Origin of the sequence: Chryseobacterium herbae (assembly GCF_025154075.1) — a bacterium.
GTDB lineage: Bacteria > Bacteroidota > Bacteroidia > Flavobacteriales > Weeksellaceae > Chryseobacterium > Chryseobacterium herbae.
On record NZ_JAOAMU010000002.1, the window covers coordinates 133,044 to 150,465 of the forward strand.

Genomic DNA, 17,422 nt, shown 5'->3' on the forward strand with positions numbered 1-17,422 from the left:
TCACAGGTGATGAAAGTACATTTTCATTTGTTGGCGACGAATGTGATTCCGATCTCAACAATTGAATCAAATCCAAATTATTAACACATGGAAGATCAAAATACTTCGGCGCATGATCAAAAACTCTCTGAAAAACGGGCAGAAAAGGAAAAAAAATCCAATGAGGATACCCCTGTAGAAAAAAGAGAAGTGGTGATGCATGGAGCAAAGTTGAATTGTCCCTATGCTCAGGCGGCTGGAGATCTAAAAGTTACCTCTAACGAAATAAAGCTTCAGGATCAGTTATGGGCAACAGATGGCGATGGAAACAATATGATAAACCTTCAGTTTAAAGGAAATTGCGGACACCCAAAATGGCCGGCAAGAAATATGTCTCCTCCTCCCTGTATGAGCGTTATAAAATTAAGTCCCTGGCAAAATCTTGGAACTTCTACTGTACAGGCACAAAAGGTTTTGGTGAAAGAATCTTTTATCACTTGTGATCCTGAGTTTAATGCTGCCGCTGCAAAACCAATTCCACAGGTGGAAAGTATAAAAAGTGAGATTCAAAATGATGAAGCTCCTAAAATTATTGACGCCTATTTTGTTAAATGGAGTTCAGAGAAAGGTGCTCCTGTTGAAAAGGAAGAGGAAGTGTACAACAAAAAACTGGGTAAGAAAGTTTCTGTAAAAAAGAAAATAGAGACCACGAAAATAGCTACAGAAAAAATATCAGAACGTGGATTAAGTTATCAGGTTGCTTTAATTGTTGAGACTGAAGGTCTTACAGGCAAAAAAGTAAAAGTAAAGATTAAAAGCGGAAAAAATAAAGTCTTAACAGATGTAGATGGTGAGCTGAGTTTAATTGATCTAAAGGATGTAGAAAAAGTTACAAATCCCACTAAATATGCGGATATAAAAGCAAAAAGTGAATTTGAAATAGATGTGGATAATTTTGCCAATGATCCCACCATAGAAAATTCAGCTCAGTTCAAAAACAAAGCTGTTGTCAAGCTGATGCTCAATCAACGGGCTGATGATCTATCATTTAATTTAGCAAAACTCATAGCAGCAAGCCCTGACAAAGAAGCATCGGTATATATTGAAGTGACTTCTGATGAACCCAAAATAGAATATCTGGGTACGGAAGGAAGCAGCAGCTTAAAAAACACCTTTTTAAATGGAAACTACTTTAAAATAAAATATTTTGAACAGCCATGGATTGTTAAGGCCCGTGAAGAACAGGAGTTGGGCGTTTCAGAAGCCACGCATTGTAAGAAAATAATAGATGAATATCATGCAGTAAATCGACAGAATAAACCAACGGCCTGCGCCAATACCGATAATAGTTCCTGGTGTGCATCCTTTGTGGGTTGGTGTTTAACAAACAGCGGATATTCTGCCCAATTAGATCCAGGTGCCTATACATATGGATATGAAAAAACCAGATACAGGGCAGGGATTAAGAAAAACCCAACAGATAAAAAACGTTTGGATAAAGAAGAATTCAGTGAGCCCATATGGGGAAAACTGATAGCGGGTAATCAGCCTTTATTAGGGTCGATATGCGTTTTATTAAATGGTCATCACGTCAGTATGGCTGTTGGAAAGAGTAATGACGGTAAAACAATATATTATCTGGGAGGAAATCAGGGAAACAAAGTTTGTGTGGGAACTTTTGGACAAAGAACCTCTACCATATATCCCACAGAATATACTAAAAAAACGGAAGATGATGAATTACCAATTTATTATACAAAAGATGAAAAACTTAGTAACTAGTTTTATATTATTTTTCTTTATTCCTGTTTGCGGGCAAAAGCCTGTTCCTGATAGTATGAAAATTTATTATCAGGATTCATTGATTGTCAATAAGAATTTTAAAGACGGAACCGTATCCAATAAACTTACCGTAAAAGTAATTAATCCCTGCAATGCTGAAAAAAACAGATTTGATGGGGCTGTAACCATCATCAGCGCCACTGTTAAAAATAAAAATTACAGTGATAGTATTGTTTACAATTACCCAAACGCACAATCCGGTTTAATTAATTTAAAGACCAGTAATATATCCAATTACGACATCAATAAGCATCAGGCAGTCTTAATACCCTTTACGTATTGCGGGAATTGGGATAATGATACAAAAGTCTCCTACATTATATTGTATAACCATAAAAAATATCTGTATCATATAAAATACCATTGTGGAGAAGACAGTACATGTAAAATAAATGATAATCTGAAGACAAAATTAAAAGACTTACCTCCAAAATTAAAATTAAAAGTTATTAAAGACTTGGAAACGAAATATAATAAGTCAAATGATTTTTACTAATGAGCTCAAAATAAAAAGTTATGAGTGAAGAACCGGAAAAAAAAGATTACTCTGCAAATCCCAATCAAAAGGTTTATGATATGCCTCACCAGGTGGATCATGAAGTGAATGTGGTGAAGATATATTTTGCTAAACAAGTTCCTAAAATGAGTTGGGAAAAGAAAGAAGAAACTTATCCTGTGAAAAGCGGAGGTCTGGTATCTGCTGTAAAAAAGAAGTTTGAAAAAAAAGGAAGAAGGAACATCGAGGCCGATAAAGAAGATTCTGTAAAATTAAAAGCAAAAGAAGAGGTGAAAATTACCTGGGAAGAGGAAGTACAGGAAATGAAAGAGGGTAAACCCGTTTTTGATTATGAAAAAATCGATAAAACAACCGTTAAAAAGAAAGTATGGGTTGTAGTCGATTGTCAGGGAACCAGCGGAAAACTCTCGGTTGAGATCCATGAAAACAAATTGCAAAATGCAGAAAACGTTTATGAAAATCCTGTCAAGTTTTTAGAGGGCGAGGAGGAGAAAAGCAAAATTGAATTCACTATCAATGGAACAATGGTTTATGCTAAAGAAATTACTTTAAGGCCTAAGAGTAATGACGATTTAAAGAAATTGGTAGAAAAATTTATTAAGAGGGAGAAGGCAAACGCCTTTTTATATTTCAAAGGTGAAGTCACAGGAACAGAAGATGTAGTGAAATTTCCGGATGATACACATGAGTTTTTAAATAAAGACAGCGAAAGGTTTGAGATTTCAGGAACTCCATGCTACTGTAACAGAGATATCACCGTTGATGAGATGATAGAACTAATCTACCATTTAAGGGATAAACAAAATTACAAATCAAAAAGAGATTCATTTTTTGACAGTGGCAAAGAAAAAATAATCGCTATTGGTATTACCAGCGGAAAGATCTCTGAAAATAGAGATAAAATAAAACTATTTACCGATGAGATGAATACGATGTTTAAGAAATTCAAAATTTTAACCTGCAAAAGAAAAATTCATTTCTTAGGTCAAATGTATCTGGAAACCATAAGTTTTACTTATACATTCGAAAGTAGAGACTCTGTACCTGATAATTATAAAGGTGGTGTAGATTTCCAGGGAAGAGGAATGAAACAAATAACTCATGATTATAATTATCTGGCCTATTACGACTATGTTAACACTACCACTCACTCAGAAACTTATATGAAATTCAGGTTGGGGTTTGAAAGCGTTGGCGAGTGTGCAAAAAACAGACCTAAAGCTAAGGAAAAAGGACTGAATGAAGCCTTTTATGAAGATTTAAAAACATTTGCTAAAAACATTTCAGAAAATTTATTCCATGCTTTTAATTCTGCCGGCTGGTTTTCCACTATTTATAAAACAGCGACTATTAATGCGATGGATGAAGGATTAGAGGATGCTAATGTTACCAAGGTAACAATTGCTATTAATGGAGGAGAAAACAATGTAGCTGAAAGAAAGAATTACACCAAATGGACCAGAGAATTTTTTAAATATGATACAGAATGCGTAAACAAATAATATACCTGTTTTTCATCCTTTTTTATTCTCTGCAAAGCTGCCAGAGTATGTCAGTGAGCAACGACATTCCGGTTTTACAGAATAAGAAAAAAGTAGGTCTTCTAAACCAAGTCACTGATTTTAAATGTGACAGTTGCTACACTTTAAAAACGATGAAAGTAGCTGACAAGAATCTTACCTTCAAGATCCCTGTTTCTTTGAATACTATTAATAGTAAGAACATTTTTCAGGAGGACTATGAACTTTTATCAGATCAGTCGAAAGACGGTTTGCTGATCAAGTATAATAGCATTTATAATTCTGCCTCATACATTTTCAAGATTGGAAAAAATAAAAATAATATTGTAATTACTAAAATAAGTAAAATCAGTTCTTCTGTCAATCATCATAAGATTGCTGAAAATGATTATGTTGATTATCCTGCAATTTCAATATGTGATAAAGAAGGTGGTAATGTATATCTTCAAAATCGGGAAATTAATCTGAATCAGTATTTTATAAATTCTGATAAGAACTGTTTTTTGTGTCCCTCCAATTACAGTGTGGAAGAATGTTTGGAAAAAAAGAAAACAAATGCAAAGTTTAATTGGCAATAGTAAGTTGTAAAATGAGTGAAAAATTATGGAGCCAGTGTTTCCCATAGATATTAAATTAAACCTTTTCCAAGGAAAGAAATTTTATCGCTATTCCTATAATGAATATACCACCATCCATGGAGAAACTCATAGAAGCGAACTCAATAAAAACTTTCATGTTACGCTGAAGCTTTTAGAAAAAGAAAGATTTGAATACCATATCGAAATTTTTGACAGAGTTCATAGAGATAAAGAACTGTCACTGTCCGAAAAGGATTTTTTAGCCAGAATTGCAGAGATCAATGATAATGTAGTGCTCATAACAGACGAATATGGTCGTTTGAAAAACGTACAGGGATTGTCAGTTCTTCAGCATAGAGCAGAAAAAACGGTAGAAAAGCTCTCCCGATCCTATGTTGGTAAACACGCAGAAGATTCTTACACGTTTTTAAAAGCATTTTATCAAAAGGAAAATGTAGTGTGTAAAGATTTTTTAAAAAATAATCATTTTGGAATGATCCTCCATAAATTTTATGGAAGGTATGCGCAGGACGATAAGACAAAGCATAGCGTACGCTACCGTAATTTTATGGCCAATACCGTAATAGATATAGACGAGAGTGTACAACCGGAAGCCATGCGTTGTGATGATGAATTATTATTGTTACAGTATGTTGGAAATATTCCTTCAGATAAAAACTGGGAGATGTTTTATGGAGAAATGAAAAGAAAAGAAATAGCTTATAACAGGGAAGTAGATTTTCCAAAACTGGACAAATATAAAGGGCAGATCTTATCAGATTTTAAAACTAAAGAAGTTTTGGAGCATAAACTGACCATAGAATTTTCCCTGGGAGAAAACTACCAAAAGAAAATCATCTATCATATAAAAGAAATAAGCTATGAAGAACTATAAGAAAATAGGATGGAGCTGCAGAACCAATTAGATGAAAAATTTAGCGGCGTGAGCCTTATTTAAAGAAAATAAAATCACGAATCATCCTCGTCAGGAAATATTAAAAACTCCCGTATTAAATAAAGAAAAATTTTAAAATGGCGACACGTATTACAATAACAGATTCCGGGCAAACACAAACTTTAAATGGGCCATTGGCTCCGGATACTCCCGATGACTCATTGCAGCGCATCAGTGACGTTTATTTTGCCAAAAAAACGACAACAGACAATGGAACAAGAGTCAATTTCACAAAAGTTGATTCTGCTCATGTGCAGCAGGATCACCTGAATCAAAATATTCCATACGATGCCATATTAGGAAAAACGGTGTATCTGATCATAGAGACCAGTAATATGACAAATTTGAGTATCGATGCGGTGATAAGACCTTCAGCAAATACCATGACAGAAAATACAGATACCCTACAATTAATGCGTTTTGTATCTCCTAACCGATATGAGGCACAGAGGTTGTTTACTGTACAGGTAGGAAATTTTGACGCTCTTAACAATAGGGAAGGTAGCCACGGACATTACACTAATTTACAAAGCGACCATATCAATAAAGCTATTATTAAGCTACAACTAAGGCCTGATTCAAGAGCTACTTTTGATGAATGGACCAGAAGATTGGCAGATGCCAGTATTAATTTAGAAGTGGCAGTAGAAAGAACAGATAATAATCCCTGTGCTTATAAAGATGGACAGGAAGAAGTAAATGGAGCCGGTATTTTCTTAAATGATGATACAGGGAGACTAAGAGTGGTCAATAAAAACATATATACCATCCATCATGGCAGTAATACATACAATACTTTAGCAGTGATTAGTACAAATCCGGAAAGGAGAAGAAGGATTCAAAAAGTTCGAAATACTCATTCTACTGAAGTTATCTTTTTTTATTATGACCAAAATGATAATGAACACAGGATCTGTGCCAGAACTAAAGAAACTGTAACAAGAAAAGCAAGAGTCAATACCATTCCAACGGTAGCCCAAAGAGGAACTCTTTTACAAACAATAGATTACACGGCGAATATAGCTGCGGGAGAACATATAGATGCTCGTCGTTTATTGATTTATTCTAATGGAACCCTCGGTGATGGTACAGCTGACAAGTGGTATGCCAATCAACAGGAAAATGTCGAGCTGGTCAATATGGATATTTTAGAGAATGCAGGTGTAGGACCGCAGATTTTTGAGGCATTCAATTATAATCAGAATGGAGTCAGAATCCGGTTTGGATTTCAGCATACCAGAAGAAGAAGCATTCAGCCGGATTTATTTGCCGGTTTCTTAGGGTCATTGGCGCAATTCAGACAGGAAGGGCACAATCATTATATCGTATCTCAGGGGTTTTCATATGCTGATGCCTCATGCTATCCTAGCATAGAACATGTGAACGGAGCAGCGGGAGATTTGAATTTATTGACAACTCAGCAAAATGGGACCAATACAATTCTTACGGCAGCGGATTTTGATTATGATAATGAGGTCATTCTTCGAAATATTCTTTTTGATTTTGGATTTGTATTAGGCCGGTCAGAAAACTTCTCCAATACCGGAAATGCCAGTACAGCAGACAATGCTAATACACGCTTACCACACACGACCCATACCGCCACCCCAAGACATAATAACCATTTGCATATTCACGGTTTTGCTCAAATATCAGATATATATGTTTAAAATTAATATAGCTTTTTTCACCAGTTTGTTTTTCCTTTTCTCCTGTTACAGTAAAGCTCAGACAGAAAATAAGGCAATAAAAACAGAAGCACATTCAACAGATAAAGGATCACCTATTTTTAACACCAATAAAGCGGATTGTATTACGCTGCCATTTGGATATTCAGATATTTCAAAACGAAAAACCGTTGATTCTATTCTGGCTGCTGTACAGGATGAAAATAAACTGAAAGAACTTAATGCACTACAATTTGAGAAATCAATCAAAAAAAATCTTGTATTACTTCCTGAAGAATACGATGTCTTTCTGCCATTCAGCAATAATGTCAATGAAAAATATGACCAAATTAAAATAGCCTCTCATTTTGTGTGTTACGAAGACTATTCACTATATTTTATGGCAGTTTATAATACCGTTCAGTACGCCCAACCTTTTATTGAAAAAATATATTTACTTTCAACCAAGGACGGGAAGCTCATCGATATGAAGAGAATCTATCTTAATCATCAGGGAGAAATGGGATTTACCAACTATACGCTATTTAATATCGATAAAAATTACATCATTTCTCTGCAGGATTATGAGTTGACTGAAAATCCTTTTCAATTAAAATCTTTACAGAAATACCAGATTCTGCCCTCCGGAAAATTTGCCAGATACTATGATCATGATGGTCTTTATAAAAATGATGAAGAACAGGGCATGGTGAAAAATCACCATAAAGAAGGAAAATGGATAGAATCCAAAGCAAATGGCTCTGTAGATTTACAAAAATATCCTGAATTTACAGATCCATACACTTATCTGGAAGCGGAGTATAAAAATGGGTTACCTGTTGGAACATGGAAATTTTATAAATTATTGCAAAAATATAATGACGAAACGGGCGAACCTCTATTCAATACAAGGAAAAAAGGACAATTGATCTATACTGAAATGTATAAAGAAGGAATATTAGGAAAATGAGAATTTCACTAGTTGATATAAAGCAAGGGAATTTACCTAAATCATACGGGAAATTAATTTTGGGAAAGACTATCCAGAAATACGACAAACTATCAGCTATAGACAATGAAAAAGCCCCTTAAATAGGGGCTTGAAGAGATTTTACTCTCAAATGAAGTGGTTTCTCCAGGAATCGAACCAGGGACACATGGATTTTCAATCCATTGCTCTACCAACTGAGCTAAGAAACCAATTGTTTTGTTGTTTAACGTGGGTGCAAAAGTATAATATTTTCCAATACCACGCAACTTTTTTTATTATTTATTTTAAAAAACCGCCTTAAGTAGAGCGGTTTTATATTTTAATACTTTGGTCATCAGTTATTTGGATTCACTTAAAATTTTCTTTGCATTTTCATTTTCAGGATTCAATTCTAATGATTTTTTATAATTTTCCAAAGCTTCCTTCTTTTGTCCGACTTGTAAAAGCGTTTCACCATAGCTGTCATACGTGTTCCAGGCATTCGGATAAAGCTGAATATTTAATTTAAAAATTTTCAGAGCATCATCTGTTTTTTTATCACTAATCAGCTGGTAACCGAAACTATTGATCCCGTTTTCGCTGACATTATATGCAGCCTGTATTCCTTTTTTATATTCAGCATTGATAAGGGTGATGAGTTTGTCAACAGATTTTTCAGAAGCGTATGCATCATTTAAAGATATCTGGTTCATTTCCCTTTCTTTTTGTTCCTGTTCCTTTAGGGTTTCTACACGGTAATATTTCCTCTGTTCATCGGTGATTTTTGAAGGATCCATCTTGTATCTGGCCCATTTGGCATTGGTGGTTTTATCTTTGATAAACTGTGTTCCGTAGATCTGGGGCTTTTTTCTGTACATAAGATCTCTGTCTGCGGCGGCGGCATACCACCATCTGTCCAGACTAGGATCCATTTTCAGTGCCTTTTCAAAGCTTTTGACCGCCATTCCGGAAGAAATGGTATCTCCGCCATGCTGGAAGACGATACCGGAGTTAAAATGGTCTTTTGCGGTCTTTACTTTGTCTTCCTTCAATAGCGTAAAAATTCTGACACGTCTCAGACTGTCTTCCTTGCTTAGGACTTTCCAGTTGATTGGGCTTGTTTTTCTTGCATTCTGGTCATCGTCTGCCATTTTTTGAAGTTCAGGATTGTCAGTGGCTTGTGAAAATGTTTTTACGGCAAATAGCAGCAAAAGAAAAGTCAGGAAGTGAATCTTTTTGTTCATATTTTGAATTTGATTATAGTTTGGTGAGGTCAAATCTATGAAAATATTTAAATTCGGAAGAACAGAATGTGTTAAAGATGAAAATCGTTGATTTTCAAAAAAACTTAGTGTACTTTTTTATGGAGATATTATGGACTTAAAAAACTGAAGTGTCCAAAAAGCATTTGCGTCTTTTGTAATGTTTCGTTTTTTTTTAAACATTAAGATAAATTAAGGATGCAATGTTAGTTAAGGAAAAATCAAATGATTTTTTAGGCTGGACGCCTTGAAGCAAAGCTAAAACTTAATATTCTTAAAAGCTTAACAGAATCTTAATGGTTTGAATTTTTGCTTCCACAGATGATAAAGCAGATTTGCAAAAGTAAGAATTTGCATCATCTCCATAATCTGAACGAAATATTAAAATTATATAATCTGTATCCATTTCCTTCATCAGAATCGATGAATTTGATTCCTCCTTTGCTTCCCTTTATAAATTGGATCCTCATTTTCTTTGCGTGGTAAAAACTTTATTTGCTCCCCCAAGTATTGCAGGTGATCCAAAAAAATAAAAAATGTCATAATTAATAAGCACAAAAAAACCTCTAAAATAAATTAGAGGTTTTAAAGTGGTTTCTCCAGGAATCGAACCAGGGACACATGGATTTTCAATCCATTGCTCTACCAACTGAGCTAAGAAACCATTATATTTTTGTTGACTTACTTCGTTGTTTTAAAGTGATGCAAAAGTAGTAAGTTTTCCCATATGAAGCAAGTATTCGCCGTACTTTTTTTCAATAAAAATAAAACTTACTGATTTTCAGCCGAATTATTTTCCTGTTCTTTTCTGATATGATCGCTCATCTCCTCCAATACAGGCTTGATCGTGCTTTCCGGAAGATCGCTGATCCGGATATACATCAATCCGTCGATAGCATCATTGAAGTTCGGGTCTACATTAAAAGCAATCACTTTAGCGTTCTGCTTGATGTATTTTTTGATCAGAACAGGCAGCCTTAATTCAGGCTCAAGGTCATCAATGATCTTGTCCAGCTTATTCAGATCAGATTCCATTTCCTCAAAGAAAATATTTTTATCCCTGTCGCGCAGCTTTACTTTATACTCATTTTTAGGTGTGATATATTGTGCTACTGCTGAATCGAAATAATTCGAACGCATGAACTCAATCATCAGAGATTTGGAGAATTCTGAGAACTTATTGGAAATACTTACACCGCCCATCAGGAATTTATGATCGGAATTTCTTAAGCATACATGCACAATTCCTCTCCATAAAAGGAAAAGTGGAAGTGGTTTCTGCTGATATTCCTCACAGATATAAGCACGGCCCATTTCGATCACTTTTTTGAAAAACGGGTGGATGTCCTGTTCAAACTCAAATAGAGAGCTTGTATAGAATCCTTTGATGCCGTACTTCTTCATGACCTCTTTACCCAAAGCCATTCTGTAAGCTCCGGCAAGTTTCTCAGCACTGCTGTCCCAAAGGAATAGGTGATGATAATGCTTGTCGTATTCATCCAGGTCAAATGGAAGGTTACTTCCTTCACCTACAGCACGGAAAGTGAGCTCTCTCTGGCGCCCGATTTCTCTCATAACCGAAGGGATTTCCTCATAAGTCGTGAAATAAATCTCGTAGTTTCCGTTACTGAAAAGCATTTTATCTGTTCCTTTCAGTCTGTTGATATCCTTAAGAATGTCTTCTTTAGGGGTTTCGTCAATGATATTCTGAACTATGTTTTCTTCTTTTAAAAGAGGAAATTTAACGGTTAAATTTTTAAGATTGATGCTCTGTGCCAGTGATTTTCTCTTTTCGTAGTAAGATTTCATCATATACACTTTACGCTTCAGAAACTCACCCAGCTCTTCAATGGTTTCGCTTTCATCCATAGCTTTCACAGTGATGGGTTTTCCAATCCTGATTCTGATAGGTTTTTCCCTGTCATTCATCATTTCGGCAGGAAGCATCAGCGTCTGTAAACTTGGATGAAGTTTGGCCACCTGATAAAAAAGGCGGCTGTTTTTAGCATGGAAATATAAAGGAACTACCGGTACTTTAGCCATTCTGATCAGCTTAAGGGCTGGTTTTTCCCATTCTCTGTCCAGGATTTCTCCGTAAGGATTATTTTTATTGGAAACTTCTCCGGCAGGGAAAATACCTACACAGCCTCCGTTCTGAAGGTGTTTCAGCGTTTCACGCATTCCAGAAGTACTGCTGTACGCATCTTTTCTGTTCTCAAAAGGGTTCACAGATATCACGTACGGTTCCATCGGTTTGATCTTTTCCAGAAGGAAATTTCCCATCACCTTAAAATCCGGACGTACTTCCGATAGGATTTTGCACATTAAAATTCCGTCGATGGCACCCAGCGGGTGATTCGAAACCAGAATAAACGGTCCCGTCTTGGGAACTTTTGCAAGATCTTCCTCAAAAGCGATATAACTTAAATTTCTTTCTCTTACAAATGAGTCGAAAAAGTCTTTGCCTTCTTTATCTTTTAGTTTATCGTATAATCTATTAACTTCATTTATTTTGGCAATGCTCATCACGGCAGATGCTACCGGGTTTTTCAGGAACCCGATTTTGCTTAAGCCGGAAGCTGTGATAAGATCGTTTTTCGAAATTAAACTCATATGTGTTTAGTCGCAGTTAAAATTATTGTGTTACCATTTGAACCGTATTTTTAGAAATCTGTTCCAATAATACATTTTTTTCTTGGTAAAATTTGTCAATATGATCCATTTTCGCATTTCTTACTGTGAATAAAGATACATTTTTAACCGCTTTGGTTTTAAATATTTTTTGAAGTTCTTCATTAAACTCATCTACATTGTCAAATTTATCTTCCAGACACAAAGCCAGTGAGATAGCGGAATTCTGCATCAGAGACACTTTTATTTTATATTTGGAAAGGTACCCGAAAATAAGACTCATATGATCTTCTGCAATGAATGAGAAGTCTCTGGTAGATATTTTTAGCAGGACCTGATTTTCTTTTAAAATATAAGATTCTTCGTGTTGATTATGATCTGAAGCTCCTACTTTAGTCCCTTCTTTTGTAGGATCTACGAAAGATTTCACATAAAAAGGAATTGCTTTCTGCTGAAGTGGCTGTAATGTTTTAGGGTGAATGACACTGGCTCCGTAATAAGCCAATTCAATCGCTTCCTCATAAGAAATATGGGAAAGAAGAGTCACATCACTGAACTTTCTCGGATCTCCTGTCATGACTCCCGGTACATCTTTCCAGATCGTCATGGCATCTGCATTCAGGCAGTAGGCGAAAATAGCTGCAGAATAGTCAGAACCTTCTCTTCCTAAAGTCACGGTGAAATTATTGTCATCAGAACCAATAAATCCCTGTGTTACATAACAGATTTCAGGATTTAAAGTCGCAATAAATCCCTCTGTTTTTGCCCAGTCTACAGCACCTTCCCGGTAAGAATTATCAGTTTTGATATAATCTCTGGCATCTAACCACTGATTGGTAAACTGAATTTCGTTCAGATATTCGCTTAAGATTTTTGTAGAGATCATTTCTCCACAGCTTACCACCTGGTCATAGACGAAGCTGTAATTGGGAGATTTGTTTCTTCGTAAAAAAGAATCGATGTCATCGAAAAATACATTGATCTCAGCAAAAACAGCATGGTTTTCAGGAAACAGACCATCTGCAATCTCAATGTGTTTTCGTTTTATCTTTTCAATCTCAGTTTGATAGTTATCCTTCTTGAAATAAAGTTCTACAACCTTTTCCAATTCATTCGTCGTCTTGCCCATTGCTGAAATAACCAGCAAACACTTAGCAAATCCCTGGCTTTGTAAAACCATAGACACATTTTTTACACTCTCGGCATCTTTCACAGATGCTCCACCAAACTTGAAAATTTTCATTAATTTGTTTAAAATAAAATTGTTAGATTAAAAATTACATGAGTTTTTTACGGAGGTCAAAATTATAAATTTACAACGAGATATGAAAGTATCCTGCGATTGGAAGAAATTAAGATTTTATTAAAATTGAGACTTGATGTGGATTATCAGAATTTTATTGATTTATTGTCATCAAATGGGGATTAATAATGCAATTAAAAATTTAAGCGTACCTCATAGATGTATTTGTATTGTGTTGGTATACAGTGATTAAGGTCTTTTGTAATAAAAGCTTTATTTCTCGGATAAATTTTCCGAAATTTGGGGAAAACGTAAAAAGAAAAATATGTCAAATCAACCATTACAGACTTTAGGAGAATTTCTTATAGATAAGCAGGACGATTTTCAGTATTCTACAGGTGAATTTTCCCGTCTTCTGAGCGCTATAAGATTGGCTTCGAAAGTGGTAAACAGAGAAGTAAATAAAGCCGGAATTGTAGATATTACAGGAGCTGCCGGCAACCAGAATATTCAGGGGGAAGAACAGCAGAAACTTGATGTAATTGCCAATGAAATTTTTATTACGGCTTTGTCTCAGAGAGAGGTGGTTTGTGGTATTGCTTCTGAGGAAAATGATGATTTTATTGACATTAAGTGTGGTGAAAACGGTCATTTAAGTAAATATGTAGTACTGATTGATCCTTTAGACGGATCTTCAAATATCGATGTAAACGTTTCCGTAGGAACTATTTTCTCTATTTACAGAAGGGTAACGGAACCCGGAACTCCGGTTCAGCTGGAAGATTTCCTTCAAAAAGGAATCAACCAGATCGCAGCAGGATATGTGATCTACGGTTCTTCTACTATGATCGTTTACACGACCGGAAATGGAGTGAACGGATTTACTTTGGATCCATCACTGGGAACCTATTATCTTTCTCACCCGAATATGACGTTTCCTGCCAGTGGAAAAATTTACTCCATCAACGAAGGAAACTATATCAAATTTCCTCAGGGCGTAAAAAACTACCTTAAGTATTGCCAGATGGAGGAAGGTGACCGTCCTTATACTTCAAGATATATCGGTTCTTTGGTGGCAGATTTTCACAGAAATATGCTGAAAGGGGGAATCTATATTTATCCTTCTTATTCTCAGGCTCCGAATGGAAAACTGAGATTGCTGTATGAATGTAATCCTATGGCGTTCCTTGCTGAACAGGCCGGAGGAAAAGCTACAGACGGATTCAGAAGAATTCTTGAAGTAGAGCCTACAGAACTTCACCAGAGAATTCCGTTTTTCTGCGGAAGCATCAATATGGTGGAAAAAGCTGAGGAATTTATGAGGATCGACAGTGTAAAATAATGACAGGAAAATATTCCAGATATTTATTAGAATTCAAACGCCCGAGCGGAACATCTCGCGGCGTTTTGCATGAAAAGGAGACCTTTATTCTCGAAGTTGAAGACAACGGGAGAAAAGGAACCGGAGAGTGCGCCGTGTTCAGAGGACTGAGTTTCGATGACCGGCCGGATTATGAAGAAAAATTGCAATGGCTTTGTGAAAACATCAATCAGGATGTTTTGTATTTAAAGGAAGAACTGAAAGCATTTCCATCCATTTGGTTCGGATATGAGCAGGCGGTTTTGAATTTGAAACATGGAGATCATCTTTATTTCCCAAGTGAATTTACGGAAGGAAAATCAGCTATTATGATCAACGGACTGATCTGGATGGGAGATGTTCACTATATGGAAGAGCAGATTCGAGAAAAGCTTGAAAGCGGTTTCCATTGCATCAAACTCAAGATCGGAGTAGATTGGGAATCTGAACATAAGGTTCTTCAGAAATTAAGAGAGAAATTTTCAAAAGATCAATTGGAACTTCGTGTAGACGCTAATGGTGGGTTCAATAGAGAAGAAGCAGAGGTTGTTTTGCAGCAGCTTGCTGAGCTTCATATTCATTCTATCGAGCAACCTATAAAAGCCGGGAATTGGGCTGATATGGCATCATTGTGCGTGATAACGCCAACTCCTATTGCTTTGGATGAGGAATTGATTGGGATTACGGATCTTGCTGAAAAGAAAAAGCTTTTGGAAACCATCAAGCCACAATATATTATTCTGAAGCCGGCTTTGGTTGGCGGTTTTACAGGTTCAGACGAATGGATTTCTCTTGCAGAAGAACATAATATCGGTTGGTGGATTACTTCCGCCCTGGAAAGCAATATTGGGCTTAACGCCATCGCACAGTATACTTTCACAAAAAAAAGTCCGATGCCACAAGGTTTGGGCACCGGATCTTTATTTGTAAATAATTTTGAATCTAGCTTAGAATTGAGCAATGAACTGCTCAGGTTTAAGACGATCTAAGAAAGAAAATGAATTAAAGCTCAGGGCATACAGGATTGTTCATGTGCTCGTCATCCCATGCTCTGCAGCATCTTTTTCTTGGGTCCCAGCTGCTGCAGCCGATCGGGATAATCCCTCCTTTGATGGTTTTTAATTCTCCCTTTTGAAGTTTTCTCATGTTGTCGGTTAGGTTTTTCATAATAAAGATTTTAATTGGATTGGTATCGTAAATATCAATCTCTTTTTCTTATTATACAAGAATTTAACTTAAATTAACTAAATTCACCTATCAGGGATATGCTAATTGTATAATGTTGCCTTCTTTATCAGAAAATCATAGATGATATAGTAAAAACAGATTTGGCTTCCATACATAAAACGGAAGTGAGACGGTATTCGAAGGTAAGGTAAAAGTAGTATTATGGTCGGATAGTTTTTTGTTTTTTTAAGGGTTAATGTTGTTCAATTAAATCACGTCTTTTACGAAAATTGCTTTCTTAATATAATTCAATAAATAAGAAAACTTGCTTTTTATTCTTTTCATGATGAAATTTATATTTCTCTGTTTAATGAAAATTTACAATCTTTATGCCAATTTAAACACAAGTTTAAAGTTTAACATATGATTCATCTCATGGGCTTTTTTTTAATATATTGTTAAGAAATAATTGTGAATGTATTCTCGTTATTCTTTGATCTACCGGTAATTAGATTCCGGTCTACACCATATAAATTCTGGTAAATATCCTTTTGTACCATTGAACTGGAAAGGTATCCCCAATGGTTTCCCACTTCATATTTAAAACTGTTCAGCACATCATCCTGTACAAAAGTGCAGTCGATGACGGAAACAATATCTTTGAATTTTTCAAGATCGCCGGGTCCGTTTTTACCCAATCTTGGAGTCAGAATATTTTTGGTGAACTGTGAAATTCCCAATATGGTATCTTTCCTGTTTAAATAGATGGAAACACGATTCGCCAGCAGTGGCAATTTATTGAAAGAATCTTCCGAATCTTCAAACACTTTATAGGTTACATCCGCATTCAGAAGAAGTACCTGATCAATCACCCGCAGGATATTTTCCTTTTTTAAGCTGTACAGCATACTTTGCAGGACTCTGTTTCCCATAGAATGAGCCATCAGGTGTATCCTTTGGTTGCAGGGAGCCAGATCACGGTTCGAAAAAATGTCCTTTAAAAACTGGGTGTAAAAATAAAATAGTCTCATCAGCGAAGATCCTGAATTGATGCTTGATGCCTTGTCATCAAAATAAGTCAGGGGAACGATACTGCTTGAAGCCGGCCAGCTTACGAACAGAATATGCTCTACCGGTGATGCCGGATTATCGATAAACAGTTTTTTAAGGTCAATCATGGCCTTTAATTCATCATCAAAATCATATGCATAACCATGGATAAAGATCAGAACATCGCTTCGGTCTTTTGTGGAAGACATATTTTTATAGAGTTCATAGAACATTCGCTGGGTTCCGCCGAGATTATTGGCTGTAAGAGCCGATTTTTTAATGCCTTTTTCGTTCTGTAAAACTTCCAGAACATCCTGGTAGCCTTGTTTTTCGGGCTCAGAGAATAATTTGTAGTTTAAAATGTTTCTGTTGGTGTAATCTTTCTTCTTTTTGGCCGCTGCGGTAGGCTCAATGTAAGTGTCAAAATCACATTTTGCGATCCTGAAATTGGGAATAGAGTATTCATCATTGGAAAATGAATCTGCTTTTTCGCCTTTATGACGGACGATCTTACGATTGCTTAGGATATAAACAGCCATAGTCAGTATTTTTTACAAACGGTTTTTAGTCTTCCCTAAATTAATAAAAAATATTGAATTATCATCAGTTTCGCTTTTAAATTATCATTTTCGTAAGCCCTAAATTTTCCTTAACTTTGTAAAACTTTTTTTGCATACAATA

General features: G+C 35.7%; 14 protein-coding genes and 2 tRNA genes. 9 read left to right on the forward strand and 7 right to left on the reverse strand.

The features are described 5' to 3' along the window. Positions 1-87 precede the first annotated feature (87 nt). The 7 genes from N0B48_RS06795 to N0B48_RS06825 all read left to right on the forward strand — a co-directional run bounded on the left by N0B48_RS06795 (position 88) and on the right by N0B48_RS06825 (position 8,028). Positions 88-1,761 (forward strand): PAAR-like protein, encoded by a 1,674-nt coding sequence (locus N0B48_RS06795; RefSeq protein ID WP_259837757.1) that lies wholly within the window; start codon positions 88-90, stop codon positions 1,759-1,761. Next, positions 1,742-2,317, forward strand: a complete 576-nt coding sequence (locus tag N0B48_RS06800) for a hypothetical protein (RefSeq protein ID WP_259837758.1) — start codon at positions 1,742-1,744, stop codon at positions 2,315-2,317. Before N0B48_RS06795 ends, N0B48_RS06800 begins: the two co-directional genes overlap by 20 nt. Positions 2,318-2,337: 20 nt before the next feature. Then, positions 2,338-3,840 (forward strand): hypothetical protein, encoded by a 1,503-nt coding sequence (locus N0B48_RS06805; protein ID WP_259837759.1) that lies wholly within the window; start codon positions 2,338-2,340, stop codon positions 3,838-3,840. Beyond that, on the forward strand, positions 3,825-4,436 hold the full coding sequence (locus N0B48_RS06810) for a hypothetical protein (protein ID WP_259837760.1): 612 nt from the start codon (positions 3,825-3,827) through the stop codon (positions 4,434-4,436). Before N0B48_RS06805 ends, N0B48_RS06810 begins: the two co-directional genes overlap by 16 nt. A 25-nt stretch (positions 4,437-4,461) precedes the next feature. Further along, on the forward strand, positions 4,462-5,331 hold the full coding sequence (locus N0B48_RS06815; protein WP_259837761.1) for a hypothetical protein: 870 nt from the start codon (positions 4,462-4,464) through the stop codon (positions 5,329-5,331). 137 nt (positions 5,332-5,468) lie between these two features. Continuing rightward, positions 5,469-7,061 carry a hypothetical protein gene (locus N0B48_RS06820; protein ID WP_259837763.1) on the forward strand — a complete coding sequence of 531 codons (1,593 nt, stop codon included), beginning with the start codon at positions 5,469-5,471 and terminating at the stop codon, positions 7,059-7,061. Beyond that, positions 7,054-8,028 carry a hypothetical protein gene (locus tag N0B48_RS06825; protein WP_259837765.1) on the forward strand — a complete coding sequence of 325 codons (975 nt, stop codon included), beginning with the start codon at positions 7,054-7,056 and terminating at the stop codon, positions 8,026-8,028. Before N0B48_RS06820 ends, N0B48_RS06825 begins: the two co-directional genes overlap by 8 nt. A 157-nt stretch (positions 8,029-8,185) precedes the next feature. On the opposite strand, the gene N0B48_RS06830 is transcribed toward N0B48_RS06825, so the two are convergent. The 5 genes from N0B48_RS06830 to N0B48_RS06850 form a co-directional block, all read right to left on the reverse strand. Further along, positions 8,186-8,258: transfer RNA gene (locus N0B48_RS06830), tRNA-Phe, on the reverse strand. A gap of 129 nt (positions 8,259-8,387) precedes the next feature. Then, positions 8,388-9,272, reverse strand: coding sequence for a tetratricopeptide repeat protein (locus N0B48_RS06835; RefSeq protein ID WP_259837767.1), 885 nt, complete (start codon positions 9,270-9,272; stop codon positions 8,388-8,390). 609 nt (positions 9,273-9,881) lie between these two features. Further along, positions 9,882-9,954, reverse strand: a tRNA-Phe gene (locus tag N0B48_RS06840). A 107-nt stretch (positions 9,955-10,061) separates the two neighbouring features. After that, entirely contained in the window at positions 10,062-11,903 is a 1,842-nt protein-coding gene (locus tag N0B48_RS06845) for a bifunctional lysophospholipid acyltransferase family protein/GNAT family N-acetyltransferase (protein WP_259837769.1), read from the reverse strand. A 22-nt stretch (positions 11,904-11,925) separates the two neighbouring features. Further along, positions 11,926-13,164, reverse strand: a complete 1,239-nt coding sequence (locus tag N0B48_RS06850) for an aspartate kinase (protein ID WP_259837772.1) — start codon at positions 13,162-13,164, stop codon at positions 11,926-11,928. A 325-nt stretch (positions 13,165-13,489) separates the two neighbouring features. Here N0B48_RS06850 and fbp point away from each other — a divergent pair, with 325 nt between their 5' ends. Both fbp and N0B48_RS06860 read left to right on the forward strand, forming a co-directional pair. After that, positions 13,490-14,506: a class 1 fructose-bisphosphatase gene (fbp, locus tag N0B48_RS06855; protein WP_259837774.1), complete on the forward strand. Its 1,017-nt coding sequence runs from the start codon at positions 13,490-13,492 to the stop codon at positions 14,504-14,506. Next, a complete protein-coding gene (locus N0B48_RS06860) occupies positions 14,506-15,513 on the forward strand; it encodes an o-succinylbenzoate synthase (protein ID WP_259837776.1) in 1,008 nt (335 codons plus the stop codon). The genes fbp and N0B48_RS06860 overlap by 1 nt, the downstream gene beginning before the upstream one ends. A gap of 13 nt (positions 15,514-15,526) precedes the next feature. On the opposite strand, the gene N0B48_RS06865 is transcribed toward N0B48_RS06860, so the two are convergent. Next, on the reverse strand, positions 15,527-15,691 hold the full coding sequence (locus N0B48_RS06865; protein WP_259837778.1) for a hypothetical protein: 165 nt from the start codon (positions 15,689-15,691) through the stop codon (positions 15,527-15,529). 458 nt (positions 15,692-16,149) lie between these two features. Then, positions 16,150-17,280, reverse strand: coding sequence for an alpha/beta hydrolase (locus N0B48_RS06870; RefSeq protein WP_259837780.1), 1,131 nt, complete (start codon positions 17,278-17,280; stop codon positions 16,150-16,152). Between the last annotated feature and the right edge of the window lie 142 nt (positions 17,281-17,422).